This window comes from Paraburkholderia phenoliruptrix (genome assembly GCF_019511605.1).
In the GTDB taxonomy this organism is placed as follows: domain Bacteria; phylum Pseudomonadota; class Gammaproteobacteria; order Burkholderiales; family Burkholderiaceae; genus Paraburkholderia; species Paraburkholderia phenoliruptrix_A.
Genome location: NZ_JAEUAV010000019.1, coordinates 61,238 through 85,341 on the forward strand (window position 1 = coordinate 61,238; position 24,104 = coordinate 85,341).

Here is a 24,104-nt window from a genome sequence, read left to right on the forward strand (position 1 = left end):
GGCGCGCTCCAGCTGCGCGCTTATAGATGTTGTCGGTGTGCGAATCTCAAGCCGGAAAAGCCCTTTCGATAATTGCCGCATGATCGAGGGTGGCGGGCAGCGTGCCGTACACGCGGCCGCTTTCGCCGCAGCCGTCAGCAAGACGCGTGGCGATGAACGCCTCGGCCACGGCGGCCGGCGCGTGCGCGACGAGCAGCGTGGCCTGCGCAATCAGCACGATTTGCTGCGCGATGCGCCGCGCCGAGGCCTCGCGATGTTCGGCTGGCCCGTTCAAGGTCGCGGCGAGCTTGCCGAGCGCGGCGCCCAACGCCGGATGCGCGGCGGCGTCGGCCTGCCATTGGGCGAATAGCGCCTGTGCCGCTTCGGGTTCGCGCTCCATCGCGCGCAGCACGTCGAGGCACATCACGTTGCCCGAGCCTTCCCAGATGGAATTGACCGGCGCCTCGCGGTAAAAGCGCGCCATCGGGCCGGTCTCGACATAGCCGTTGCCGCCCCACACTTCCATCGCCTCGCCGGTGAATTCGAGCGTGCGCTTGCAGACCCAGTATTTCGCGGCCGGCGTCACGATGCGCCGCCACGCGCGTTCAGCGAGCGTGGCCGTGGAACTGGCGGCGGAGCTTGCCGGCGCGGCCTCCGCAGACTGCTCGAACGCACGCGCGAGCCGCATGAACAGCACGGTGGCCGCTTCGGACTCCAGCGCGAGGTCGGCCAGCACGTTGCGCATCAACGGCTGGTCGGCGAGATGGCGGCCGAACGCGCTGCGATGGCGCGCATGATGGATTGCCTGCACGAGCGCTGCACGCATCAGCGCCGCGCTGCCGATCACGCAATCGAGCCGCGTGTAGTTCGCCATTTCGATGATGGTCGGCACACCACGCCCTTCGTCGCCGATCATGATGCCGAACGCGTCGAGGAACTCGACTTCGCTGCTCGCATTCGAGCGGTTGCCGAGCTTGTCTTTCAGACGCTGGATCTGCACCGCGTTCTTGCTGCCGTCCGGCGTGAAGCGCGGCACGAAGAAGCACGACAGGCCGACGTGATCGTGCGTGCGCGCGAGCACCAGATGTGCGTCGCATTGCGGCGCAGAGAAAAACCATTTGTGGCCGATGAGTTCATAAGCGCCGCCGCGCCCGCCGGCGGCAATTGCGCGCGCCTGGGTCTGGTTGCTGCGCACGTCCGAGCCGCCCTGTTTTTCGGTCATGCCCATGCCGATCATCGCGGAATGCTTTTGCGCGAGGGGCAGGTCGCGCGGATCGTGCTCGCGCGCATACAGCTTGTCGCGCAGCGTGTCGAAGAGTTGTGGTTCGCGCTGCAACACCGGGATGCTCGCGAACGTCATGGTCAACGGACACAGCGAGCCCGATTCGATCTGCGCGTGCAGAAAGTAGCCCGCGCAGCGCGCGGCCATTGCGCCGGGTTGCGGGCCGGAGAACGGCAGCGCGTGCAGCCCCTCGCGACGCAGCAGCGCGAGCAGCTCGTGCCACGCGGGGTGAAACTCGAGCGCGTCGATCCTCTCGCCACGCGGGCTATGCGTGACCAGTTCGGGCGTGTGACGATTGGCAAGCTCGGCGAGTGCGAGCGTGTCCGGCGTGGTGAGCGCCGCGCCGTGGCGCAGCAAGGCGTCGCGATGCCATGCGGCGCCGTCGCGCTCCAGCGCATTCGCGAGCGCGACGTCGGTCGAAAAAAGGTTGTAGTCCGCGAGCGGCGGCACCTGATTGGTGACTTCGTGAGTCTGGCCAAAGCTATGGCGTTGCATCTGCTGTCTCCGTTCGCCGCGGCTTGCGGCAGGCTCGTCGGCGCGCGTTTCCTGCGCGGCATGGTGCGCCCTCGATGCGCTTTGCGCGCGCGGCGGCCGGCAGGGTTCGCGCTGCGCTGATTGATCGCTGTTCGATCGTCGCGTCTCTGCTGCGTGCTGCCGGACCGCCGTGCGTGAGCCGCTGTTTGAATGCCGCAAGCAGCCCTCGGGCGGGCGCCTGCGGGTCTTTCATCATAGGGGCGCGGGGGCGCTTGCGTTTAGAGTATTAGCTCTGACGCGAAGCTGCCGCGGCACCGGAAGCCTCCCTACAATGCCGGGGAACACACGTAGACAAGTGTGCACGAGACAGGGCATGCGAACAACGCGGCCCATCAGGAGGAGCGATGGAATACGACTACGTCATCGTCGGCGCCGGGTCGGGCGGCTGTGCGCTCGCGGGCCGTCTCGCGGACAACTGTCCGGACGCGACAATCGCGCTGATCGAAGCGGGCCCGCACACGAAGCGCAATCTCTTCGTGAACATGCCGGTGGGCGTCGCCGCGGTGGTGCCGTACCGGCTCAAAACCAACTATGGCTATCTGACGACGCCGCAGCCGGGTCTGGCGGGCCGCCAGGGTTATCAGCCGCGCGGGCGCGGCGTGGGCGGCTCGAGTGCAATCAACGCGATGATCTACACGCGCGGCCATCCGCTCGATTACGACGAATGGGCCCAACTCGGCTGTGAAGGCTGGTCATGGCAGGAGGTGCTGCCGTACTTTCGCCGCGCCGAGGGCAACGAGCGCGGCGCGAGCGCGTGGCACGGCGACGGCGGCCCGCTCACCGTGTCGGACCTGCGCTACCGCAATCCGTTTTCGAAGCGGTTCGTGCAGGCCGCGCTGGAAGCGGGCTACCAGCCGAACGACGACTTCAACGGCGAACAGCAGGAGGGCATCGGCTTTTATCAGGTCACGCAGCGCGACGGCCGGCGTTGCAGCGTGGCGCGCGCATACATCTACGACCGCGAGCGCGCCAATCTCCACATCATCGCGGACGCCACCGTGCTGCGCGTGGTCTTCAGCGACAAGCGCGCGAGCGGCGTGGAAGTGGTGCGCGGCGGCCGCCGCGAAACGCTGAGCGCGCGCGCCGAGGTGGTGCTGGCGGCCGGTGCGTTCAATTCGCCGCAATTGCTGATGTGCTCGGGCATCGGGCCGGCCGCGCATCTGCAGGCGCATGGCATACAAGTCGTGCACGACGCGCCCGAAGTTGGCCAGAATCTGATCGATCACGTCGATTTCACGATCAACAAGCGGGTCTCGTCAATCGAGCCAACCGGCTTCTCGGTGCGCGGCATTGCGCGCATGGTGCCGCAGTTTGTCACGTTCATGCGCGATGGCCGTGGCATGCTGTCGAGCAATGTTGCGGAGGCGGGCGGCTTTCTGAAGAGCAGACCCACGCTCGATCGGCCCGACCTGCAACTGCACTTCTGCGCGGCTCTGGTTGACGACCATAACCGGCACATGCATTGGGGCCACGGCTATTCGCTGCATGCGTGCGTGCTGCGGCCGTTCAGCCGCGGCACGGTGACGCTCGCGAACGCCGATGCGCGTACGGCACCGGTGATCGACCCGCGGTTTTTCAGCGATTCGCGCGATCTCGATCTGCTGGTGGAAGGCGTGCGGATGGCGCGGCGCATTCTCGACGCGCCGTCGCTCGCGCTGCACGGCGGCCGCGAACTGTACACGCGGCCCGGCCAGACCGACGAGCAATTGCGCCAGACCATCGCCGAGCATGCGGATACGATCTACCACCCGGTCGCCACCTGCCGGATGGGCGGCGACGCGCGTTCGGTGGTCGATCCGCAGTTGCGCGTGCGAGGCGTCGCGGGGCTGCGGATCGTCGATGCATCGGTGATGCCGACGCTGATCGGCGGCAATACGAATGCGCCGACGGTGATGATCGGCGAACGCGCGGCCGAACTGATCACCGCGAGCCGCAAGGAGCCGCGAGCGGTGGACGCAGTGACGCTGTAAGGCGCGGCGGCGCTGCCGACGGCTCCGACAGCCAACGCCGCATGAGCGCCCGGCCGCGCCTTCCGCGCCGTTATTCCGGCCGCACCGCCTGAAGCGGCGCGGCGATGCCTGTCAGGCCCAGCATCAGATCGTCACCGGCGCGGCCGGGCAGCGTTTCGCGGGCGACCTCCAGCCAGGCGCGCGCGGCGTGCGACAGATAGCCGTCGCGACGCCAGCCGATTGCCATTTCCCACGGAATCTCCGGTTCCACGACCGGCCGGCAGGTGAACTGGGCGGCATCGAGGCGGCGGCAATAAGGCGCGGGCAACAGCGCAATGCCGACGCCCGCGAGCACCAGCGCCGCCATGAAATCCCAATGTCCGCTGCGCCCGACGATAGTCGGCGTGAAGCCGGCCGCGCGGCACGCGCCCAGCACCACGTCGTTGAGCGCGAGGCTCTCGCCGTAGAACACGAACGGCTCATTCGCGAGTTGCGCGAGCGGCACTTCGCGCAATTCGTCCCAGCGCGAGCCGGTGCGCGCCACGAGCCACAGCAACTGGCGCGTGATGGGCAGCACCTCGATATTGTCAGGGTCCACTGGCTGCAGCACGCCGCCGAGTTCCAGTTCACCGTTGATGAGCGCGGTCTCGATGGCGCGCGAGCCTTGCTCGAACAGCTTCAGTTCGATTTTCGGATAGCGCTGCCGGAACGCGGCGATGGCCGGCGTGAACAGCGACCCGCCCATCGGCGGAATGCCGATGGTGAGTTCGCCGCGCCCGAGCGTGCCCAGATCGTTGAGTTCGGCCTGCAACTGCGCGTGCGCGGCGAGCACCTCCTGGCCGCGCTGATAGACAATGCGGCCGGCGTCCGTGAGCACCATTTGCCGCCCGTCGCGCAGCAGCAGCGGCGAGCCGATTTCGTCTTCGAGCGACTTCACCATCTTGCTGATGGTGGGTTGGGTGACGAACATCTGCTCGGCGGCGACAGTGAAACTCTGCTGACGAACGACTTCGACGAAATAGCGCAGCGCACGCAGTTCCACGGTCGGCTCCAGATTCCATATTGGAATGAATCCGACGATTGTAAGTCATGCCTTTTATGGCGGCGAGGCCGCAGCGCCGGGTTTTCGACATGACTCAAGCTGACGCGCTTTATCGGGATGAGCGGCGCGCCGCGCGCGCTACCATCGGCGCTTTGCGCTCTCGCCGCCCACCGCATTCCGCCCATGACGCCTGATTCCGGCATCTGCATCGTAATTCCCTGCTACAACGGCGCGGCAACTCTTGCCCGCGCGCTGCAAAGCTGCAGCCGGCAGCCGGAGGCGGCGCAAATCATCGTGGTGGACGACGCTTCGACCGATGCGTCCGCACAGCTCGTCGTGCACTACGCGCGCCTGGACCCGCGCGTTCAGTTGCTGCGCATGCCGGAGAACGGCGGTGCGGCGCGGGCGCGCAATTGGGGCGCGCTGCACGCGTCGCACGATCTGCTCGCCTTTCTGGATGCCGACGACGAATACCTGCCCGGCGCGCTCGGCGCGGCCCGCGCATTTTTCGCGCATGACCCCGCGCAGGTGTCGGTGCGGTTCGACGTCGACTATGCCGGGTTTCCGGCCGAGATCTGCGCGCACCCCGATTTTGCCCAGCACGCGGCCACGCTGAGCAACACGGTGCCAAGCAGCCTGGTCGTGCGACGGGCGGCCTTCGCCGCGCTCGGCGGCTTTCCGATGGATCAGGCATTTCGCCGTCTGGGCGGCGAGGACGGCGCGTTTTCGTGGGCGCTGCGCGAGGTGTTCGGCAATCCGCGTCTGCACGACGCCAAGCGCGTGCGCATGCATTACCACCCGGGCATTCACGCGGAGCGCTATTTCCGGATCGCGTTCGGCTGGCTCACGCCCGATCCCGCGGACGTCGCCGACGCTTTCTGCTTTTCACAGCGCTTTCTCGACCGGGCGCGAGCGGGAATCGGCCAGGTGCGCCGCGCGTGCGTGGCGGCGGAGGCGGCCGCGCAGGCGGCGGGCGGCGCTCCGGCGGCATGCGCGGGGTAGATGAGCGCGGGGTGCCACGAGAATCCGCGCGTCGCATGTGAATCCGCGCGCCCCACCGCCATCCCGATTTGCTACAATCGCCGTTCGTCTTCGAGGAGCGTTGCGACGGGTACCGCGAATTCCGCATATTCGCCGGCTGCCCGCCAGGCTCGAAGGCTTCAATCGGAGGGTCCGGATGCGCTGTCGCGCTGTCCCCCAACCGCATCGAACCGCGCTCACGTCAAATTTCTAGTCACTACTTAGAAAGGAGGGCGTGATGAACGCCGCAGTTATCGATTCCAAAAATTCCCAGGACTACCTCGTTGCCGACATGTCGCTTGCCGACTGGGGCCGCAAGGAACTCACGATTGCCGAGACCGAAATGCCCGGTCTCATGCAAACGCGCGACGAATACAAGGCGCAGCAGCCGCTGAAGGGCGCGCGCATTGCCGGCTCGCTGCACATGACGATCCAGACCGGCGTGCTCATCGAAACGCTGACGGCGCTGGGCGCGGACGTGCGCTGGGCCTCGTGCAACATCTTCTCGACGCAGGACCACGCGGCCGCCGCCATCGCCAAGGCCGGCACGCCGGTGTTCGCGTTCAAGGGCGAGTCGCTCGACGAATACTGGGAGTTCTCGCACCGCATCTTCGAATGGCCGAACGGCGAGTTCGCCAACATGATTCTCGACGACGGCGGCGACGCGACGCTGCTGCTCATTCTCGGCTCGAAAGCGGAGAAAGACCGCTCGGTGATCGCCAAGCCGACCAACGAAGAAGAAGTCGCGCTGTACAAGTCGATCGAGCGTCATCTGGACGCCGATCCGACGTGGTATTCCACGCGTCTTTCGCACATCAAGGGTGTCACCGAAGAGACGACGACCGGCGTGCACCGTCTGTATCAGATGGAAAAGGAAGGGCGCCTGCCGTTCCCGGCCATCAACGTGAACGACTCGGTCACCAAGTCGAAGTTCGACAACCTGTATGGCTGCCGCGAGTCGCTGGTGGACGGCATCAAGCGTGCAACCGACGTGATGATCGCGGGCAAGATCGCGGTCGTGGCAGGTTACGGCGACGTGGGCAAGGGCTGCGCGCAGTCGCTGCGCGGCCTCGGCGCGACCGTGTGGGTCACGGAAATCGACCCGATCTGCGCATTGCAGGCGGCAATGGAAGGCTACCGCGTCGTGACGATGGAATACGCGGCCGACAAGGCCGACATCTTCGTGACGGCGACCGGCAATTACCACGTGATCAACCACGATCACATGAAGGCGATGCGCCACAACGCGATCGTCTGCAACATTGGTCACTTCGATTCGGAAATCGACGTGGCGTCGACGCGCCAGTACCAGTGGGAAAACATCAAGCCGCAGGTCGACCACATCATTTTCCCGGACGGCAAGCGCGTGATCCTGCTGGCCGAAGGCCGCCTCGTGAACCTGGGTTGCGCGACCGGCCACCCGTCGTTCGTGATGTCGAACTCGTTCACCAATCAGACGCTCGCGCAGATCGAACTGTTCACGCAGGGCGACAAGTACGAAAACCGCGTGTACGTGCTGCCGAAGCACCTGGACGAGAAGGTGGCGCGCCTGCATCTGGCGCGCATCGGCGCACAGTTGACCGAACTGTCGGACGCGCAGGCGAGCTACATCGGCGTCGAGAAGAACGGTCCGTTCAAGCCGAACCATTACCGCTACTAAGCACGTGCGCTGCCGTACGCCTGCCGCGCGCGAGCGCGCGGGCGGCCGGAAAGCATGACAGTATGAAGACGGGGCGGCGCGCATGCGCCGCTTTGTTCGCCATGCCTGCTTTCCATCGTTAAACCATCGTTAAGCGGACATTCTGCCTGCAAGGAGCTTTACATGACCGTGCTGCTGACCTGGCTGATCAATGCGCTGGCGCTCCTGATCATTACCTACCTCGTTCCGTCGATCCATATCCGCAGTTTCGGCACCGCGCTGATCGTCGCGGTGGTGCTCGGCCTGATCAATACGATCCTGCGGCCGGTGCTGATCCTGTTGACGCTGCCCGTCACGATTCTCACGCTCGGGCTCTTCATTCTGGTGGTCAACGCGCTGTGCTTCTGGCTGTGCGCGTCGCTGCTGAAGGGGTTCGAGGTATCGGGGTTCTGGTCGGCGTTCTTCGGCTCGATTCTGTACAGCATCGTTTCCTGGCTGCTGTCCGCGCTCATTTTCGGCAACCGCAGTCTCGGTTGACATACTGAATCATGAACCCGATCGAACTTTCATTCGAATTCTTCCCGCCGAAGACGCAGGAAGGCGTCGACAAGCTGCGCGCGACGCGTGCGCAGCTTGCACAGCTCAAGCCCAAGTTCGTGTCCGTCACGTTCGGCGCCGGCGGCTCGACGCAACAGGGCACGCTCGATACCGTCGTCGATATGGCGAAGGAAGGGCTCGAGGCGGCGCCGCATCTGTCGTGCATCGGCTCGTCCAAGGAGAGCTTGCGCGCGATCCTCAACCAGTACCGCGCGCATGGCATCCGCCATATCGTCGCGCTGCGCGGCGACCTGCCGTCGGGCATGGGCGAGGTCGGCGAGCTGCGTTACGCGTCGGAGCTGGTGAGCTTTATCCGTGCGGAGTTTGGCGACTGGTTCTGGATCGAGGTGGCCGGCTATCCGGAATACCACCCGCAGTCGCGCTCGCCGCGTCACGATCTGGAAAACTTCGCCCGCAAGGTGAAGGCCGGCGCCAATTCGGCGATCACGCAGTACTTCTTCAATGCGGACGCGTACTTCCGTTTCGTCGACGACGCCAGAAAGCTCGGCGTCGACGTGCCGATCGTGCCGGGCATCATGCCGATCACGAACTTCTCGCAACTGATGCGCTTCTCGGAGATGTGCGGCGCGGAAGTGCCGCGCTGGATCGCGCGCCGGCTCGAGAGCTTCGGCGACGACCGCGAGTCGATCCGCGCCTTCGGGCTGGACGTGGTGACGGACCTGTGTCAACGGCTGATCGACGCGAAGGCGCCCGGTCTGCACTTCTACACGCTCAACGGCGCGGCGGCGACCAAGGCGATTTGTGAGCGGTTGAAGGGCTGAGCGGCCACCAGGCTCGCGCTTTCCTGATGTTTGTGCTGCCGGAGCGTCGCGCGGATCTATGCGCGGCGGCTCCGGCAGTTGTCTTTGTCCTACGCCCCGTGCGGAAGCCCCCAATCAGAAAAGCGAAGACCGATTCGCCTCGGCGGCTCGCGTGTCCTACCCTGAAAGACATCCGAAAGAGGCATCTCAATATGCGCCGAGGCGCGCTGGCTGCGGCGTCGCGGATAATTTCCTCTGCTTGTGAGGCCGGGGAAAGCTCAGTAATATCGCGCTACGCTGGCGTCAGCCAGCCCCGAACCTGGAGGAAACATGAAGCAAAACAATCTGTTGCGCGCCGCGCGTGTTACGACGCTCGTCGCAGCTGCAGCGGCATCGATGCTGGGCGCGAGCGTCGCGCGGGCTGAGATTCCGAACAAAACCCTGGTCTACTGCTCAGAAGGCAGCCCCGCGGGTTTCGATCCGGCCCAATACACCACGGGCACTGATTTCACGGCCAATACGTTCACCGTTTATAACCGCCTCGTCGAATTCGAACGCGGCGGCACCAAGGTCGAACCGGGCCTCGCAGAAAAGTGGGATGTCTCCGCAGACGGCAAGACGTACACGTTCCATCTGCGTCATGGCGTGAAGTTCCAGACCACGTCGTTCTTCAAGCCCACGCGCGAATTCAACGCCGACGACGTCGTGTTCACGTTCGAGCGCATGCTCGACACGAATCAGGCGTTCCGCAAGGCTTACCCCGTGCAGTTCCCGTACTTCACGGACATGGGCCTCGACAAGCTGATCACCAAGGTCGAGAAGGTCGACCCGTACACGGTCAAGTTCACGCTGAAGGAAGTCAACGCGCCGTTCATCCAGAACATGGCGATGGAATACGCGTCGATTCTCTCCGCCGAATACGGCGACCAGTTGCTGAAGGCCGGCAAGGCCGCCGACATCAACCAGTTCCCGGTCGGCACGGGTCCGTTCATCTTCCGCAGCTATACGAAAGACGCGACCATCCGCTTCGACGGCAATCCCGATTACTGGAAGCCCAATGCGGTCAAGATCTCGAAGCTGATCTTCTCGATCACGCCGGACGCCGGCGTGCGCGTGCAGAAGCTCAAGCGCGACGAATGCCAGGTGATGAGCTATCCGCGTCCGGCCGACATCGCGCCGCTCAAGTCGGAAGCCAACATCGCCATGCCGTCGCAGCCGGGCTTCAACCTCGGCTATCTCGCGTACAACGTGTCGCACAAGCCGGTCGACAAGGTCGAAGTGCGTCAGGCGCTGGACATGGCGATCAACAAGAAGGCGATCATCGACTCGGTGTACCAGGGCGCCGGCCAGGCCGCCACGAATCCGATGCCGCCGACCCAATGGTCGTATGACAAGAACCTGAAGAGCGCATCGTACGATCCGGAAAAGGCCAAGGCGCTGCTCGCGAAGGCTGGTTATCCGAACGGCTTTGACATCACGCTGTGGGCGATGCCGGTGCAACGCGCTTACAACCCGAACGCCCGCCTGATGGCGGAAATGATCCAGGCCGACTGGGCCAAGGTCGGCGTCAAGGCAAAAATCGTCACATACGAGTGGGGTGAGTACATCAAGCGCGCCCACGCCGGTGAAGACGACACGATGCTGATCGGCTGGACGGGCGACAATGGCGACCCGGACAACTGGCTCGGCACGCTGCTCGGCTGCGAAGCGGTGAACGGCAACAACTTCTCGAAGTGGTGCTACAAGCCGTTCGACGACCTGATCCAGAAGGGCCGCTCGACGTCCGATCAGGGCGCGCGCACCACGGCATACACGCAGGCGCAGCAGATTTTCGCGCAGCAACTGCCGTTCTCGCCGATCGCTCACTCGACGGTCTATCAGCCTGTCAGCAAGAAGGTGGTCGACATGCGCATCGAGCCGCTCGGCTATGCCCGCTTCGACGGCGTGAGCGTCAAGTAAGGCACCCGGCCAGATGTCGGGCAAGTCGTAAAATTCGCGCAGTACGCTTTTCGCACGGTTAGAAAACTGGTCGAAATGGTCCGGCGACCGGGGTCACGAGCCCTCGTCGCCGGTTGCGTTTTTTCTTCATCAAGACCATAGGGACGAACCATGTTCCGCTTTGTTTTGCGCCGCATAGGCATGGTGATACCGACGTTCATCGGCATCACGATCCTTGCATTCGCGCTGATTCACCTGATACCGGGCGATCCCATCGAAGTGATGATGGGCGAGCGCGGCGTCGATCCGGCCATGCACGCCGCGGCGATGCACCGGCTGGGGCTCGACGAACCGCTGCCGCTGCAATATGTGCATTACATCGGCCGCGCGCTGCACGGCGACCTCGGCACCTCCATCATCACCAACACCAGCGTCATGGGCGAATTCCTCGCCCGCTTTCCCGCCACCGTCGAACTGTCGATCTGCGCGATGCTGTTCGCGATGGTCGTCGGCCTGCCCGCAGGCGTATTCGCGGCGCTCAGGCGCGGCACCGCAGTGGATCACGGCGTGATGGGCACGGCGCTCACCGGTTATTCGATGCCGATCTTCTGGTGGGGCTTGATCCTCATCATGGTGTTCTCGGTAAAGCTCGGCTGGACGCCGGTGTCGGGCCGCATTGCGGTCGAATACGACATACCGCACGTAACCGGCTTCATGCTGATCGACGCGATGATGTCCACCGACGAAGGCGCGTTCAAATCGGCACTGAGCCATCTGATCCTGCCGGCAATCGTGCTCGGCACGATTCCGCTCGCGGTGGTCGCACGCATGACGCGCTCCTCGATGCTCGAAGTGCTGCGCGAGGACTACATCCGCACGGCTCGCGCGAAGGGTTTGTCGCCGGCCCGGGTGATCGTCGTGCACGCGTTGCGCAATGCGTTGATTCCGGTCGTGACCGTGATCGGCCTGCAGGTCGGCACGCTGCTCGCGGGCGCGGTGCTGACCGAGACGCTGTTCTCGTGGCCCGGCATCGGCAAGTGGCTGATCGACGCAATTGGCCGTCGCGACTATCCGGTCGTGCAGGGCGGCATCCTGATGATCGCCACGCTGGTGATTGTCGTGAATCTCGTCGTCGATCTGCTGTACGGCGTGCTCAACCCGCGCATCCGCCATACGAGGTAATCACGACCATGGCAGACATACAAAACACAGTCCCCACCGCAGTCACGCCGCCGAGTGGCCGCGCTATTGCCGCCCGCGAATTCTGGGCCAATTTCTCGCGCAATCGCGGCGCGGTCGGCGCCGGCATCGTCGTCCTGCTGTTGATCGTCGTGGCGATTTTCGCGCCGCTCATCGCGCCGCACAGCCCGATCGAACAGTACCGCGACTTCGTGAAGATTCCGCCCGCATGGCTCGAAGGCGGCAACTGGAAGTTCATTCTCGGCACCGACGAAGCGGGCCGCGACATCCTCTCGCGTCTGATGTACGGCGCGCGGCTGTCGTTCTGGATCGGCTTCGTTTCGGTGGTGCTCGCGCTGATTCCGGGCATCGTGCTCGGTCTGATCGCGGCGTTCTTCGAGAAATGGGCCGACACGCCGATCATGCGGATCATGGACGTGCTGCTCGCGTTGCCTTCGCTGTTGCTCGCAGTGGCGGTCGTGGCGATCATCGGTCCGGGCCTCGTCAATACGATGCTGGCGATTGCGATCGTCGCGCTGCCGGGCTATGTGCGCCTGACGCGCGCGTCGGCGCAAGGCGAGTTGCAGAAGGAATACGTGACGGCTTCGCGCGTGGCGGGCGCCGGCACCTTGCGACTGATGTTCTCGCAAGTGCTGCCCAACTGCACGGCGCCGCTGATCGTGCAGGCCACGCTCGGTTTTTCGTCGGCAATTCTCGATGCCGCCGCGCTCGGCTTTCTCGGCCTCGGCGTGCAGCCGCCTTCGGCCGAGTGGGGCGCGATGCTGGCTTCGGCTCGCGACTACATCGACAGTGCATGGTGGATCGTCACGATGCCTGGTTTGTCCATCCTGATCTCGGTGCTCGCAATCAACCTGCTCGGCGACGGGCTGCGCGACGCACTCGATCCGAAACTCAAACGGATGGCATAAATGAGCAACAACCTACTAACCATCCGCAACCTCGCGGTGAACTTCAACGGCTTGCCCGCTGTCGACCGTATCAATCTGGACGTTGCGCCCGGCGAAGTGCTGGGCGTCGTCGGCGAATCCGGCTCGGGCAAGAGCGTGACGATGATGGCGCTGATGGGCCTGATCGACGCGCCAGGCAAGGTCACCGCCGACGAGATTACGTTCAACGGCCGCGACCTGCTCAAGGCATCGGCGAAGGAGCGCCGCAAGATCATCGGCAAAGACATCGCGATGGTGTTCCAGGACGCCCTTACGAGTCTGAACCCGAGCTACACGGTGGGCTATCAGATCAAGGAAGTGCTCAAGCTGCACGAAGGTCTGCGCGGCGCCGCGCTCGACAGGCGCGCGCTCGAACTGCTCGACCAGGTCGGCATTCCGGACGCGAAGAACCGCATTGGCGCGTTTCCGCATCAAATGTCGGGTGGCATGAACCAGCGCGTGATGATCGCCATGGCGATTGCCTGCAATCCCAAGCTGCTGATCGCCGACGAGCCGACCACGGCGCTCGACGTGACGATCCAGGCGCAGATCATGGAACTGCTAATGCGCTTGCAGAAGGAGCGCGGCATGGCGCTCGTGCTGATCTCGCACGACCTCGCGGTGGTGTCCGAGGTCGCGCAGCGCGTCGCGGTCATGTACGCTGGCGAAGTGATCGAAACCAACAAGGTGCCGGACATTTTCGCCGCGCCTCATCATCCGTACACGGAAGCGCTGCTGGCGGCGATTCCCGAGCACAACGTGGGCGCCGTACGGCTCGCCGCGCTGCCGGGCATGGTGCCGGGGCGTGACGACCGTCCCCGGGGCTGTCTGTTTGCGCCGCGCTGCAAGTACATGGTCGATGACTGCAACAAGGGACGCCCCGCGCTCGCCCCCGTGCCGGGCCATGCCGAAGTGGCGCGCGTGCGCTGCATCAAACCCCTGAACGTCGCCGGCGACGCGAACGTTCACACCCATGGAGGCGCACGATGAACGCAGTACCCGAAACGCGGCGCCAGTCGGACCATGCGGGCGACCACGTGCTGGTCGCCGACAAGCTCGCGCGCTACTACACGGTCAAACGCGGCATGTTTGCCACTGGCACGGTCAAGGCGCTGAACGGCGTGTCGTTTGCGCTGGAACGCGGCAAGACGCTTGCTGTGGTCGGCGAGTCCGGCTGCGGCAAATCGACGCTCGCGCGTCAGCTCACCATGATCGAATCGCCCAGTGCTGGCCGTCTGTTGATCGACGGTGAAGACGTGGCCGGCGCCGATCACGCGAAGATAGCCGCGCTGCGGCGGCGCGTGCAGATGGTGTTTCAGAACCCGTTTGCGTCGCTCAATCCGCGCAAGACCGTCGAACAGACGCTCGGCGAACCGCTCGCCATCAACACGCAATTGAGCGCCACGGAACGCGCCGAACGCATCGCGCAGATGATGCGCACAGTGGGTCTGCGTCCGGAACACGCGAAGCGCTATCCGCATATGTTCTCGGGCGGCCAGCGTCAGCGTGTGGCGATTGCGCGCGCGATGATTCTGGATCCGCAGATTGTCGTTGCGGACGAGCCCGTGTCGGCGCTCGACGTGTCGATCCAGGCGCAGATTCTGAATCTGTTCATGGATCTGCAGCAGCAGTTCAAAACGAGCTACGTGTTCATCTCGCACAATCTGTCAGTAGTCGAGCATATTGCTGACGACGTGATGGTGATGTACTTCGGCGGCGTGGCGGAACTCGGCGACAAGAAGCGGATTTTCTCCAAGCCGCGGCATCCGTACACGCGTGCGCTGATGTCGGCGACGCCGTCCATCTTCGAAGCGGATCGCACCATCAAGATCAAGCTGCAAGGTGAAATGCCCTCACCGCTGAATCCGCCGTCGGGTTGCACGTTCCATCAGCGCTGCCCGTATGTGATCGACCGCTGCCGCAGCGAGGAGCCGAAGCTGCGCGAAGTGGATGGCCGTCAGGTGTCGTGTCACCGCGCCGAGGAGGTGGGGGACGTGGATGCCTGATGCGCTGGCGGCGCGTCGTCCTGCGCGCCGCTCGCGTGAAGGCGGCCACCGCGCTGCCTTCATGCGACGCTTGCGGGCGCGTGCACTGAACGGTGCCGCGCTCGTGGGCGTTCTTTGTTGCTGTGCCGTGCTGCCCGACACCGCCGCTGCGGCCGGCGCGTCGGCCAATACCGCCGCGGCATCCACCGACGCGAACGCCAAAGGCGCGCGCCCGACGGTGCCGTTGCCGCATTCGCCGCCACAGCCGCGCGCCGCGCTGCCCGGCTTCAATCCGCCACCCGCCACGCCGGGCACGACCGCGAGCGGTCCGGTGCGCCTGCAACCGGCGCGCATGCCGTTTTATGTCGCAACGCGCGGCAATACCACCGTTTACGTGCTCGGCACGCTGCATGTGGGCGATCCTGCCGACTATCCGGTGGCCCAGCCGTTTCGTCCGCCGATCATGGGCGCGCTGGCCGCCTCGCCCACGCTTGCGCTGGAACTCTCGCCCGACGAACTGCTGGTCTCGCAAGACGACGTCTCGAAGTACGGCGTATGCCGGCGCGACTGTCTTCCTGGCTTGTTGCCCGAGCCGCTGTGGCGCAAGCTCGCGTTGCGTCTGCGCGGCAACCCCGCGGCGCTGGATGAAATCAAGAAAATGCGGCCGTGGCTCGCCTCGCTGCTGGTGGAAACCTACGATTCGCTAAGCGCGGGTTTGCAGACCGAATACGGCACGGAAGCACAATTGCAGAATGTCTATCTGCGCACGCGAGGCAAGATTGTCGGCCTGGAAACGTTGCCGCAGCAGATGCGCGCGTTCACCGGCCTCACGCTCGCGCAGCAACGCGAAATGCTCGCGCAGGACCTCGTGCAGACGCCGGCGCAGAATGTCGAAGACGTACGCACGTTGCACCGCCTGTGGCGCGTGGGCGATGCGGATGCCATCGCCGCGTGGGAAGCCGCAAAAGGAGAAAAGCTGGCGCGCGACAAGCGGGTTTCAAATTCGATCGACGAAAGAATCATTTATGCGCGCAACCGGCGCTTCGTCTCGCGAATGCTGCAGATCGCCGCGCCCAACAAGCCCGTGTTCGTGGCGATTGGCGCGTTGCATCTTGGCGGACGCAAGGGCGTGCTGCAGTTGCTGCGCCAGCACGGCTTCGTGGTCGAGGCGGGATGACAGGAGGCGAGGGCAGCGGCACTGGCGCGAAGAAACAGAATCAGAATCGAATCAGACTGCAGCGGCGAATACTGGCTGGCCCAGCTCATCCTACTGCGCCAGCGCGCTTGCTCAAACTTGCTCCAGACCTCCCAACGCTTGTACTACCTCGCTCACCAGCCCTGACCACTCCCCCAACACCTGTTGCCTGAAGAGGCGCATTCCCGGGTACCACGGCGAGTCGCTGCGTGCTTGCAGCCAGCGCCAGTCGGAATTGGCCGGCAGCAGCAGCCACACCGGTTTGCCGAGCGCACCGGCCAGATGGGCGACGGCGGTATCGACGGCAATCACCAGGTCCAGGTTCATGACGAGCGCTGCGGTGTCATCGAAGTCGTGCAGTTCGCCGCTGAAGTCATGCTCGCGCAACGCCTGCGGCGCGTCGGCCAGTTGCGCATGTGCCGGGCCTTTTTGCAACGCATACCAACTGACGTTCGCAGCACCGGCAAGCGGATGCAGGTCGGCAAGCGCCATCGACCGGTAGCGGTCGTTGCCGAACGTGGGGCTGCCCGCCCACACGAGGCCGACCCTGCGCCTCGCGTTGCCGCCTGTGTGCAGCTTCTTTCGCCAGGCTTCGACCTTCGCGGTGTCCGCAAACAGATACGGCAGTTCCGCCGGAATGGTGGCGAGTTCCGTACCGACGCATGACGGCACGCTCATCATCGGCACCCAGAAGTCGTATTGCGCGGCCGGCTTGCCGGCGAACGCGCGGCGCACGCCGGGCACGCGCTGCGCAAGACGCAGCAACGGCTCGCGCACGCACACGTCCACGGTCGCGCCGCGTTCGTGCAGCACGCGTGCGTAGCGCAGAAACTGAAAGTGGTCGCCGAAGCCCTGTTCGCCGACTATCAGCAAGCGGCGGCCTTCGAGCGGCTCGCCATGCCATTCGGCTACGCCGGGCACCGCGAGCGCCTCGTAATCGCTCTTGCGCCAGCGCCGCGCAAACTCCGCCCAGCCCTGGCGGTAATCGCCCTGCTTGAGGAGCAGCCATGCCAGGTTCTGATGCGCGTCGGCGTAGTTCGGATCTTGCGCCAGTGCCTCGCGATAGAACCTCTCTTCTTCGGCTAGCCGTCCCTGTGCGCCGAGCGCGCCGCCCATGCACACCAGGTTGGTCGGATTCGGCTTGAGTTCAACCGCGCGCCGGTAGTGCGCCTCGGCGCCCGCATAGTCGCCGCGCTTGCCGATCGCGCTGCCGAGGTTGACGTGCGCCTCGGCATAGTCGGGCCGCAGCGCTAGCGCGCGCTCGAAGCTGGCGACCGCAGCCTCATGTTCGCCGCGAGCGTTATGCGCATTGCCCGCGTTGAAGTGCGCTTCGGCCGAAGCCGGGTCGAGTTGCAGCGCGTTGCGATAACAGGCGAGCGCTTCGGCGAAACGGCCGAGCTTGCCGAGCGCGGTGCCGAGGTTCAGATGCGCGTCGACGAGTGCGGGGTTCGACGCGATCGCGAGCCGATACTGCTCGACCGCTTCATTGAACGCGCCTTGCGCCTGCAAGGCCACGCCGAAATTGTTGCGCGCATCGGCGAAATTGGGCTGTAGCTGCAACGCCTGGTCGTAACAGATGGTGGCTTCGTCCAGACGCCCGAGCGCGGCCGCGGCAAGGCCGCGATTGCTCCAGCACGCCGCGTCCTGACGGTCGTGCTTGAGCGCCTGGCTCATGAGGATGGCGGCCGCTTCGTGCTGTCCGCGCTGATAATGCAGTACGCCGAAGTAATGCAAGGCGCGGGTGTTGGCGGGGTCCAGCGCGAGGATTTCACGGTAGATGGAGTCGGCCGTGTCGAAGCGGCCGGCCTCATGCGCGTGGAGCGCGGCCTCGACGAGCGACGCGACGTTGGGCGACGGTGGCGGCGCGGTGCGCCCGCCGGGACGCTGTGATTGACGTTCCATGGAGTCCTGCAGGAAGAATCACGGCGGCGCGCGTTGCACGCGCCCGCGCGTGTGAATGGGAGATCGTCCAGCATCTTATGGTCGGTCTCATGGGCCGACGTTCGGATGCATCCCATTTCCGTTGCAGGCTTTTCCGGTTCGAGGGACTTCGACGATGTGCCGCGGAAACGTCGCGCGGCACATCGGAAACTACTGATTTTCCTCGCGCGACGTCTTACCTGAACATCAGGAAATTGAGCAGGAAGATGTTCACCACCAGCAGCGTCAGCGCGGTCGGAATCTGCGCCTTGATCACCGCGTTCTTGTCGGGCAGTTCGAGCAGCGCCGCCGGCACCATGTTGAAGTTGGCGGCCATGGGCGTCATCAGTGTGCCGCAGTAGCCGGAAAACATGCCGATCGCCACCATCACCGCCGGGTTGCCGTGGAACACGCCGACCAGAATCGGTACGCCGACGCCGCCCGTCATCACCGGAAAGGCGGCGAAGCCGTTGCCCATTACCATCGTGAAGAGCGCCATGCCGATGCAGTACACGGCCACCGCGATGAAGCGGTAGTCGAGGCTGATGTACGCGGTCGTCACGTGCGCGACGGCCTTGCCGACGCCAGCGTCCGAAAAGACGAGGCCGAGCATGCCGAGCATCTGCGGCAGCACCGCGGCCCACGAGAGCGCGTCGACGAGGCGGCGCGCTTCTTTCATCGACTGGCCGACCGTGTCGCGAGTCATCACGCAGGCAATGCCAAGCGCGATCACACAGCCGATGCCGAAGCCGATCAGCGTGACGTTGGCTTTTTCGATCAGCGGCATGCCGCCAAACACGAGGTGGCTGGCCGACAACGTGACGATCACCGTGATCACCGGAATGGTCAGCGCGGGCACGAAGAGCTTGTTGCGAAGGCGCGCGGCGCTCGCCTTGCGTGCTTCGAGCGACAGCACTCTCGGCTTGCCCGCGGTGACGCCGCCAAAGCCGGCGATCAGCGCCATCACGATCACCGCGGCGCCGACCACGGCGGGCGGCAGCTTGTCGCCGATCAGGAAGATCAGCGCGTACAGAATCCAGAAACCGCCTGCCGTCAGGCGGCGCGGATGCTCCCTGTCGGTGACGATCATGCCGCCGATAATCAGCAGCACCACGCCCAGCAGCCAGAACAGATAGGTAATCGTGAGCGTCATGCTTTGTCTCCTGCGGCCGATTGTGCCGGCGATACGGCGGCGTTACCCGCGCTGGCGTTGCCGCGCAATTCGCGGTCGAGTTTGCGGTCGAGCAGATACAGACGGAAGCCGTGAATCAGGAACGCGCAGATCGCGGTCGGAATGCCCCACACCGCCACATGAATCGGCTCGACGATAATGCCGGCCTCCTTCAGGAAGGTGGTCATCAGCACAATCGCGCCGAACGCGACGAAAATGTCCTCGCCGAAGAACAGGCCCACGTTGTCCGTGGCGGCCGAGAAGGCGCGCAGCTTGAAGCGCACCGCGTCGCTGATCTTGCCGAAGCGCGTTTCGGTCGCGCCTTCGGCCATCGGGGCGATGAGCGGACGGACCATCTGCGGGTGTCCGCCGAGACCCGTCAGCCCGACCGCCGCAGTCAGCTCGCGCACGAGCAGATAAACGATCAGAAGACGCCCGGCCGTGGCGGCCTTGATGCCGCTGATCCACGTCTGCGCGCGCTCGCGCAGGCCGTGCCGTTCGAGCAGGCCGATCACCGCGAGCGGCAGGAGAATGATCAACGGAATGTTGCGCGTCTTGATGAAGCCGGTGCCGATCTCGGCGAGAATCTTTTCGGGCGGGAAGTGCGCGGCGAGACCGGTGCCGACGGCGGCAACCGCCACGATCAGCATCGGATTGAACCGCAATAAAAAGCCAACGATGATGATGGCCACGCCGATGAGCGGCCATAAACTGACTGTTGTCTGCATCTGGATCTCCAAACGGGTTTCATACCTCGCCGCTTGTGGCGGCTAACATGGGCCGGCGCGTGGCGATCCGCGCGCCGTCTTGTTTCCCGCGGCTCTTGGCGGCCGCGTTGCTACGCACTGCAACTTCACCTACTGGTTCATCTGCAACTGCTACGACTGCGACTGCTTTAAAGCGACTGCGTGAATGCGACTGCGTTGATGCGACCGCACGGACGGAAGGCACGCAAAGCCTCCCGCACCTGGCGAACGCCCCGCGTGGAGCGGGGCGTCGGGGCGTTTGAAGGCATGAGGGAGAAGACGCTCGCTCGCGTCAGACGCTCGCGGCGCCGGCCGCGTGCACGTCGATACCGGCTTGTTCGAGCGCGCTGCGAATGCGCCGCGCGAACGCAAGCGCGTGCGGGCCGTCGCCGTGCAGACAGATGGTCTGCGCGTGCAGCGGCACCCATTGACCGTCCACGGCGCGCACGCGCTGCTCTCGCACCATCGCGAGGGTGCGCTCCAGCACCTCGTCTTCATCCTCGAGCAGCGCGCCCGGTTCCTTGCGCGGCACGAGCGAGCCGTCGGCGCGATAGCCGCGATCGGCGAACACTTCTTCGATGGCGGTCAGGCCCGCCTCGCGCGCGGCCGTCACGAGCCCGCTGTTGGCCAGCGCGAACACCGCGACCGACGGATCGAAGTCATGCACGGCCGAAACGATCGCGTCCGCGATCTTCGGGTCGCGCGCGGCCTGGTTGTAGAGCGCGCCGTGCGGCTTGACGTGCGCGATGCGGCCGCCCTCGGCCTGCGCGATCGCCGACAGCGCGCCGAGCTGGTACAGCACGCCCGCGTAGATTTCGCTCGCGGGCAGATCCATCTCCTTGCGGCCGAAGTTCTCCGGGTCGTTAAAGCTCGGATGCGCACCGATCGACACGCCTTTCTGCACCGCCCAGCGCACGCAGTCGCGCATGGCCTTCGCGCCACCCGCATGCCAGCCGCAGGCAATATTCGCGGAGCTGACGAGGTCGAGCAGCGCCTCGTCGGAGCCGCAGCCTTCGCCGAGATCGGCGTTCAAATCGATTTCCATGATGTTCCTCTACTCGGTTCTTGCCAGTCACAACGTCGCAACGGCCATCTGGCGTGCGCAACGTTCTTCATGCATGGCGATGGCGGCGTCGATCTGCCGCAAATAGGTGCGCTCTTCGAGCAACGCCTGGCGCGCCTCGTAAGTGGTGGTCGGGATAAAGCGCACTGCCGCGTTCAGCCGCACCTGTGCGAGCTTCCACAGGTCGGCCTGAATGACCGCGCCGATCTTCGGATAACCGCCGGTGGTCTGCGCGTCGCTCATCAGCACGATCGGCTGGCCGTTCGGCGGCACCTGGATCGTGCCCGGCAGCACTGCGTGCGACAGCAGGTCGGCCTTCTGTTTGCGTTTCAGTTCGCTGCCGGCAAGCCGGTAGCCCATGCGGTTGCTGTTCGGCGTGACGAGCCACTCGTCGGACCAGAACGACTCGTGCGCTTCTTCGGTGAAGCTGTCGTATTCCGGGCCGCGCAGCACGCGAATCGGCACCGCCCAGGGCACGCCGCTCGGATGACGGCCGCGCCGCAGCGGCTCGTCGACGAGCACGAACTTGCACCACGCGGGCGCCTTCACGCCGAATTCCGGCGCCTCGGGCGAAAAGCCGACCTGACCGCGCTGCGGCGGCGCGCCGAGCGGCACACGGTCTCCGTCGCGCAGCGCCCGGCCGCCGAGGCCGCCGAAGCGGCCGGCGAGGTCGGTGCTGCGCGAGCCCAGCATCGGCAACACGTCGATGCCGCCCGCGATGCACACGTAGCCGCGCATGCCGCGCCTGGCCGCATTCAGCACCAGTTCCTGGCCGGCCTTCACCGGCAGGCTCCACCACGAATAGACCGGCTTGCCGTCGAGCGTCGCGCCGAATTCGGTTCCGGTGATGGCGACCCGCGTCGCGCGCAGAAACCGCAGCACGGTCGGGCCGAAGGTGATTTCGAGCCCCGCCGCGTCAGGACGGTTGCCGACGAGCCGGTTGCCGATTTCCAGCGACAGCCGGTCCAGCGCCCCGCCCATCGCGACGCCGAGATGCCGGTAGCCGTGGCGGCCGAGGTCCTGGATGGTGGTCAGAAGACCTGCGCGAATCACGTCGATCATGCGTGTATCCCCGCGATGGTGAAGCGCACCCGGTCGCCGGGCTGCAACAGGGTGGGCGGGCGGCGCGCGGGATCGAAAAGCGGCAGCTCCGTGCGGCCGATCAACTGCCAGCCGCCGGGCGAAGTGGCCGGATAGATGCCGGTCTGCTCGCCGCCAATGCCGACCGAACCGGCCGGCACTTCGAGCCGCGGCGACGCGCGGCGCGGCGTATGCAGCGTCTCGTCGAGCCCGCCCAGGTAGGCGAAGCCCGGCTGGAAGCCGAGAAAAAACACCACGTACTGACCTGCCGAATGCCGCTCGACCACTTCGCGCACGCTCAAGCCCGTGTGGTTCGCCACCGCGGTAAGGTCGGGGCCGAACTCGCCGCCATACTGAACCGGAATCTCGACCTCGCGGCCCGCCGCCGGCGCCGCGGCCGCCGCGTCCCACGCGTGCTGCAGGCGGCTCGACAGCGCGTCGCGGTCGGCTTCGAGCGGGTCGAACACGAGCGTCAGATTGTTCATGCCCGGCACCACTTCCAGCACGTGCGGCCAGTCACGCGCGAGTTCAGCGGCCGCCCACACGCGGCGCTGGCAATCGAGCGTTGCGGGTGGCGGCGCCTCGCAGACCAGCGCGGCGTCGCCGAGCGGAAAGATTTTGGGTTGGCTCATGGCTTGAAGGCCCGAAGAAGTCGAAGAGTTCGGCACTGCAACCGTCGGCAAAAGCATGGGAAGACCGTCGGGCACTGTCTGGAGCATACATTGTCAATAAAATATCAACAATTTCTCAATAAGAGTTTTCGCCAGGCTCGCGGCCCGAGGCCGCTCGTCGTACACTCCGGACACTCTCCATCCTGTTTCCTGAGAATTCACATGTCGCGGCATCCCACCAAGATCGTCTCGTCGGAACACCTCGTGTCCGATACGAGCGCGGAACTGTCCGAGCTCGAATACGCGCTCATCATGGCCGGCAACGCATTCAACCGCTGGATGGTGCGCTGCATGTCGGCGGCTGGAGAGAAGGACATGACCGCCATCGAGGTCTCGCTGCTGCATCACGTGAGTCATCGCGAACGCCGCAAGAAGCTGGCCGACATCTGCTTCGTGCTCAACATCGAAGACACGCACGTCGCGACCTATGCGCTGAAGAAGCTTGTAGCTAGAGGGTATGTAAAAAGCGAAAAGACCGGCAAGGAAGTGTTCTTTTCCGCGACCGAGGCCGGCCGCGCGCTGTGCCTGAAGTACCGCGAGGTCCGCGAGAGCTGCCTGATTTCGACGCTCAAGGAAAGCGGCCTCACCAACGAACAGATCGGCGAGGCCGCGCAGCTCATGCGCAATGCGTCGGGCATGTACGACACGGCCGCGCGCGCGGCGGCGTCGCTATAACGAGGGGATCAGGCGGCGGCGCCCGGCCGTGCGTTGTGGTGCGTTGTGGTGCAATGTGACGCGTTGTGGCGGGCATCGGGTGCCTTGCGCGACTCGGGAGAATGCGATCGCGCGGTGTGGTTCACCTGCGCTTAGCCAGCCGCCCGCGCGTGCAGCCCCGCCTCGGTGACGATCATGTCGAGCGGAATGTCATGCGCCTCACGCTCGAGCGCCGGCGTGCGGCACGCCTCATACGCGACCCCCACGGTGATCGGCCGCGCCGCGCCCGGCCAGCCGGCGAGCGTGCGGTCGTAGTACCCGCCGCCGTAGCCGAGCCGGTAACCGTCGGCGTCGAAACCCACGCAGGGCACGAGCAGCAGTTCGGGAATCACCAGACGTTCGGTTGCGGGCTCCGCAATCTTGTGATGGCCGATCTTCATCGGCGTATCCGGCGACCATGCGTGAAACTCGAGCGGCAAGCCGCGTTCCCTGATGATCGGCAGACTGGCTTCGCGCCGCGAGCCGCCCGCGAGCCACACAGAGATCGCTGTGCGCGCATCGAACTCGCCTGCGAGCGGCCAGTAGAACCCCACGCTCGTCACGTTGAAATGCTTCAACGCGTCGAGCACGCGACGCCCGAGCGCGGCGTTGTTCGCCGGCTCGGAAGCCGCTTGTAGCCTTGCTTCCAATAGCATTCTACGCAGCGCCTTTTTCGATTCCGTCGCAGGGTTGCATGCTATGCTTGGGTTCAA

Annotated in this window: 21 protein-coding genes and 1 riboswitch; of the genes, 12 read left to right on the plus strand and 9 right to left on the minus strand. The window is 65.2% G+C overall.

Annotated features, from left to right (window positions below; genetic code table 11):
* Positions 1-46: 46 nt before the first annotated feature.
* Positions 47-1,756: an isovaleryl-CoA dehydrogenase gene (locus tag JNB89_RS21840; protein ID WP_220363562.1), complete on the minus strand. Its 1,710-nt coding sequence runs from the start codon at positions 1,754-1,756 to the stop codon at positions 47-49.
* 383 nt (positions 1,757-2,139) lie between these two features.
* On the opposite strand from JNB89_RS21840, the gene JNB89_RS21845 reads away from it, so the two are divergent.
* Complete coding sequence (locus tag JNB89_RS21845; protein ID WP_220363563.1) at positions 2,140-3,765, plus strand: GMC family oxidoreductase; 1,626 nt, start codon at positions 2,140-2,142, stop codon at positions 3,763-3,765.
* 70 nt (positions 3,766-3,835) lie between these two features.
* On the opposite strand, the gene JNB89_RS21850 is transcribed toward JNB89_RS21845, so the two are convergent.
* The gene (locus JNB89_RS21850) at positions 3,836-4,786 is read right to left on the minus strand and encodes a LysR family transcriptional regulator (protein ID WP_135892641.1); all 951 of its coding nucleotides are present in this window, start codon (positions 4,784-4,786) and stop codon (positions 3,836-3,838) included.
* 183 nt (positions 4,787-4,969) lie between these two features.
* Between JNB89_RS21850 and JNB89_RS21855 the strand changes: the two genes are divergently transcribed.
* The 10 genes from JNB89_RS21855 (at position 4,970) to JNB89_RS21900 (ending at position 16,029) form a co-directional block, all read left to right on the plus strand.
* The gene (locus JNB89_RS21855) at positions 4,970-5,788 is read left to right on the plus strand and encodes a glycosyltransferase family 2 protein (protein ID WP_220363564.1); all 819 of its coding nucleotides are present in this window, start codon (positions 4,970-4,972) and stop codon (positions 5,786-5,788) included.
* Between the two features lie 86 nt (positions 5,789-5,874).
* Positions 5,875-6,012, plus strand: a riboswitch (S-adenosyl-L-homocysteine riboswitch).
* A 32-nt stretch (positions 6,013-6,044) separates the two neighbouring features.
* Positions 6,045-7,466 carry an adenosylhomocysteinase gene (gene ahcY, locus JNB89_RS21860; RefSeq protein ID WP_013340809.1) on the plus strand — a complete coding sequence of 474 codons (1,422 nt, stop codon included), beginning with the start codon at positions 6,045-6,047 and terminating at the stop codon, positions 7,464-7,466.
* Positions 7,467-7,628: 162 nt separating this feature from the next.
* Positions 7,629-7,982 carry a phage holin family protein gene (locus JNB89_RS21865; RefSeq protein ID WP_013340808.1) on the plus strand — a complete coding sequence of 118 codons (354 nt, stop codon included), beginning with the start codon at positions 7,629-7,631 and terminating at the stop codon, positions 7,980-7,982.
* An 11-nt stretch (positions 7,983-7,993) separates the two neighbouring features.
* On the plus strand, positions 7,994-8,824 hold the full coding sequence (metF, locus tag JNB89_RS21870) for a methylenetetrahydrofolate reductase [NAD(P)H] (RefSeq protein WP_013340807.1): 831 nt from the start codon (positions 7,994-7,996) through the stop codon (positions 8,822-8,824).
* 309 nt (positions 8,825-9,133) lie between these two features.
* Positions 9,134-10,762, plus strand: a complete 1,629-nt coding sequence (locus JNB89_RS21875; protein WP_220363565.1) for an ABC transporter substrate-binding protein — start codon at positions 9,134-9,136, stop codon at positions 10,760-10,762.
* Between the two features lie 150 nt (positions 10,763-10,912).
* Positions 10,913-11,923, plus strand: a complete 1,011-nt coding sequence (locus JNB89_RS21880) for an ABC transporter permease subunit (protein ID WP_135892644.1) — start codon at positions 10,913-10,915, stop codon at positions 11,921-11,923.
* Between the two features lie 8 nt (positions 11,924-11,931).
* Complete coding sequence (locus JNB89_RS21885) at positions 11,932-12,849, plus strand: ABC transporter permease subunit (protein WP_013340804.1); 918 nt, start codon at positions 11,932-11,934, stop codon at positions 12,847-12,849.
* A complete protein-coding gene (locus JNB89_RS21890; protein WP_220363566.1) occupies positions 12,850-13,857 on the plus strand; it encodes an ABC transporter ATP-binding protein in 1,008 nt (335 codons plus the stop codon).
* On the plus strand, positions 13,854-14,873 hold the full coding sequence (locus tag JNB89_RS21895; RefSeq protein ID WP_013340802.1) for a peptide ABC transporter ATP-binding protein: 1,020 nt from the start codon (positions 13,854-13,856) through the stop codon (positions 14,871-14,873). The genes JNB89_RS21890 and JNB89_RS21895 overlap by 4 nt, the downstream gene beginning before the upstream one ends.
* Positions 14,866-16,029 carry a TraB/GumN family protein gene (locus JNB89_RS21900; protein WP_220363567.1) on the plus strand — a complete coding sequence of 388 codons (1,164 nt, stop codon included), beginning with the start codon at positions 14,866-14,868 and terminating at the stop codon, positions 16,027-16,029. Before JNB89_RS21895 ends, JNB89_RS21900 begins: the two co-directional genes overlap by 8 nt.
* 111 nt (positions 16,030-16,140) lie before the next feature.
* Here JNB89_RS21900 and JNB89_RS21905 read toward each other — a convergent pair whose 3' ends face one another.
* The 6 genes from JNB89_RS21905 to pxpB form a co-directional block, all read right to left on the minus strand.
* Positions 16,141-17,949 carry a tetratricopeptide repeat protein gene (locus tag JNB89_RS21905; RefSeq protein ID WP_220363568.1) on the minus strand — a complete coding sequence of 603 codons (1,809 nt, stop codon included), beginning with the start codon at positions 17,947-17,949 and terminating at the stop codon, positions 16,141-16,143.
* Between the two features lie 214 nt (positions 17,950-18,163).
* Positions 18,164-19,120: a DUF979 domain-containing protein gene (locus JNB89_RS21910; RefSeq protein ID WP_013340799.1), complete on the minus strand. Its 957-nt coding sequence runs from the start codon at positions 19,118-19,120 to the stop codon at positions 18,164-18,166.
* Positions 19,117-19,866 (minus strand): DUF969 domain-containing protein, encoded by a 750-nt coding sequence (locus tag JNB89_RS21915; RefSeq protein WP_220363569.1) that lies wholly within the window; start codon positions 19,864-19,866, stop codon positions 19,117-19,119. Before JNB89_RS21915 ends, JNB89_RS21910 begins: the two co-directional genes overlap by 4 nt.
* Positions 19,867-20,176: 310 nt before the next feature.
* A complete protein-coding gene (gene pxpA / locus JNB89_RS21920) occupies positions 20,177-20,929 on the minus strand; it encodes a 5-oxoprolinase subunit PxpA (protein WP_013340797.1) in 753 nt (250 codons plus the stop codon).
* Positions 20,930-20,956: 27 nt separating this feature from the next.
* Positions 20,957-22,009 (minus strand): biotin-dependent carboxyltransferase family protein, encoded by a 1,053-nt coding sequence (locus JNB89_RS21925; RefSeq protein ID WP_220363570.1) that lies wholly within the window; start codon positions 22,007-22,009, stop codon positions 20,957-20,959.
* Positions 22,006-22,659, minus strand: a complete 654-nt coding sequence (gene pxpB, locus JNB89_RS21930) for a 5-oxoprolinase subunit PxpB (protein WP_220363571.1) — start codon at positions 22,657-22,659, stop codon at positions 22,006-22,008. The genes JNB89_RS21925 and pxpB overlap by 4 nt, the downstream gene beginning before the upstream one ends.
* A gap of 201 nt (positions 22,660-22,860) precedes the next feature.
* On the opposite strand from pxpB, the gene JNB89_RS21935 reads away from it, so the two are divergent.
* On the plus strand, positions 22,861-23,373 hold the full coding sequence (locus JNB89_RS21935) for a winged helix DNA-binding protein (RefSeq protein WP_013340794.1): 513 nt from the start codon (positions 22,861-22,863) through the stop codon (positions 23,371-23,373).
* Positions 23,374-23,504: 131 nt separating this feature from the next.
* Here the strand turns inward: JNB89_RS21935 and JNB89_RS21940 are convergent, their stop codons facing one another.
* Positions 23,505-24,047, minus strand: a complete 543-nt coding sequence (locus JNB89_RS21940; RefSeq protein WP_262928133.1) for a 5-formyltetrahydrofolate cyclo-ligase — start codon at positions 24,045-24,047, stop codon at positions 23,505-23,507.
* Between the last annotated feature and the right edge of the window lie 57 nt (positions 24,048-24,104).

What these genes read in the sequence shown, in the direction of transcription:
- JNB89_RS21840 (WP_220363562.1), bottom strand. Translation starts at nt 1,756, where the DNA reads ATGCAACGCCATAGCTTTGGCCAGACTCACGAAGTCACCAATCAGGTG.
- JNB89_RS21845 (WP_220363563.1), top strand. Translation starts at nt 2,140, where the DNA reads ATGGAATACGACTACGTCATCGTCGGCGCCGGGTCGGGCGGCTGTGCG.
- JNB89_RS21855 (WP_220363564.1), top strand. Translation starts at nt 4,970, where the DNA reads ATGACGCCTGATTCCGGCATCTGCATCGTAATTCCCTGCTACAACGGC.
- ahcY (WP_013340809.1), top strand. Translation starts at nt 6,045, where the DNA reads ATGAACGCCGCAGTTATCGATTCCAAAAATTCCCAGGACTACCTCGTT.
- JNB89_RS21865 (WP_013340808.1), top strand. Translation starts at nt 7,629, where the DNA reads ATGACCGTGCTGCTGACCTGGCTGATCAATGCGCTGGCGCTCCTGATC.
- metF (WP_013340807.1), top strand. Translation starts at nt 7,994, where the DNA reads ATGAACCCGATCGAACTTTCATTCGAATTCTTCCCGCCGAAGACGCAG.
- JNB89_RS21875 (WP_220363565.1), top strand. Translation starts at nt 9,134, where the DNA reads ATGAAGCAAAACAATCTGTTGCGCGCCGCGCGTGTTACGACGCTCGTC.
- JNB89_RS21880 (WP_135892644.1), top strand. Translation starts at nt 10,913, where the DNA reads ATGTTCCGCTTTGTTTTGCGCCGCATAGGCATGGTGATACCGACGTTC.
- JNB89_RS21885 (WP_013340804.1), top strand. Translation starts at nt 11,932, where the DNA reads ATGGCAGACATACAAAACACAGTCCCCACCGCAGTCACGCCGCCGAGT.
- JNB89_RS21890 (WP_220363566.1), top strand. Translation starts at nt 12,850, where the DNA reads ATGAGCAACAACCTACTAACCATCCGCAACCTCGCGGTGAACTTCAAC.
- JNB89_RS21895 (WP_013340802.1), top strand. Translation starts at nt 13,854, where the DNA reads ATGAACGCAGTACCCGAAACGCGGCGCCAGTCGGACCATGCGGGCGAC.
- JNB89_RS21900 (WP_220363567.1), top strand. Translation starts at nt 14,866, where the DNA reads ATGCCTGATGCGCTGGCGGCGCGTCGTCCTGCGCGCCGCTCGCGTGAA.
- JNB89_RS21905 (WP_220363568.1), bottom strand. Translation starts at nt 17,949, where the DNA reads ATGGAACGTCAATCACAGCGTCCCGGCGGGCGCACCGCGCCGCCACCG.
- JNB89_RS21910 (WP_013340799.1), bottom strand. Translation starts at nt 19,120, where the DNA reads ATGACGCTCACGATTACCTATCTGTTCTGGCTGCTGGGCGTGGTGCTG.
- JNB89_RS21915 (WP_220363569.1), bottom strand. Translation starts at nt 19,866, where the DNA reads ATGCAGACAACAGTCAGTTTATGGCCGCTCATCGGCGTGGCCATCATC.
- pxpA (WP_013340797.1), bottom strand. Translation starts at nt 20,929, where the DNA reads ATGGAAATCGATTTGAACGCCGATCTCGGCGAAGGCTGCGGCTCCGAC.
- JNB89_RS21925 (WP_220363570.1), bottom strand. Translation starts at nt 22,009, where the DNA reads ATGATCGACGTGATTCGCGCAGGTCTTCTGACCACCATCCAGGACCTC.
- pxpB (WP_220363571.1), bottom strand. Translation starts at nt 22,659, where the DNA reads ATGAGCCAACCCAAAATCTTTCCGCTCGGCGACGCCGCGCTGGTCTGC.
- JNB89_RS21935 (WP_013340794.1), top strand. Translation starts at nt 22,861, where the DNA reads ATGTCGCGGCATCCCACCAAGATCGTCTCGTCGGAACACCTCGTGTCC.
- JNB89_RS21940 (WP_262928133.1), bottom strand. Translation starts at nt 24,047, where the DNA reads ATGCTATTGGAAGCAAGGCTACAAGCGGCTTCCGAGCCGGCGAACAAC.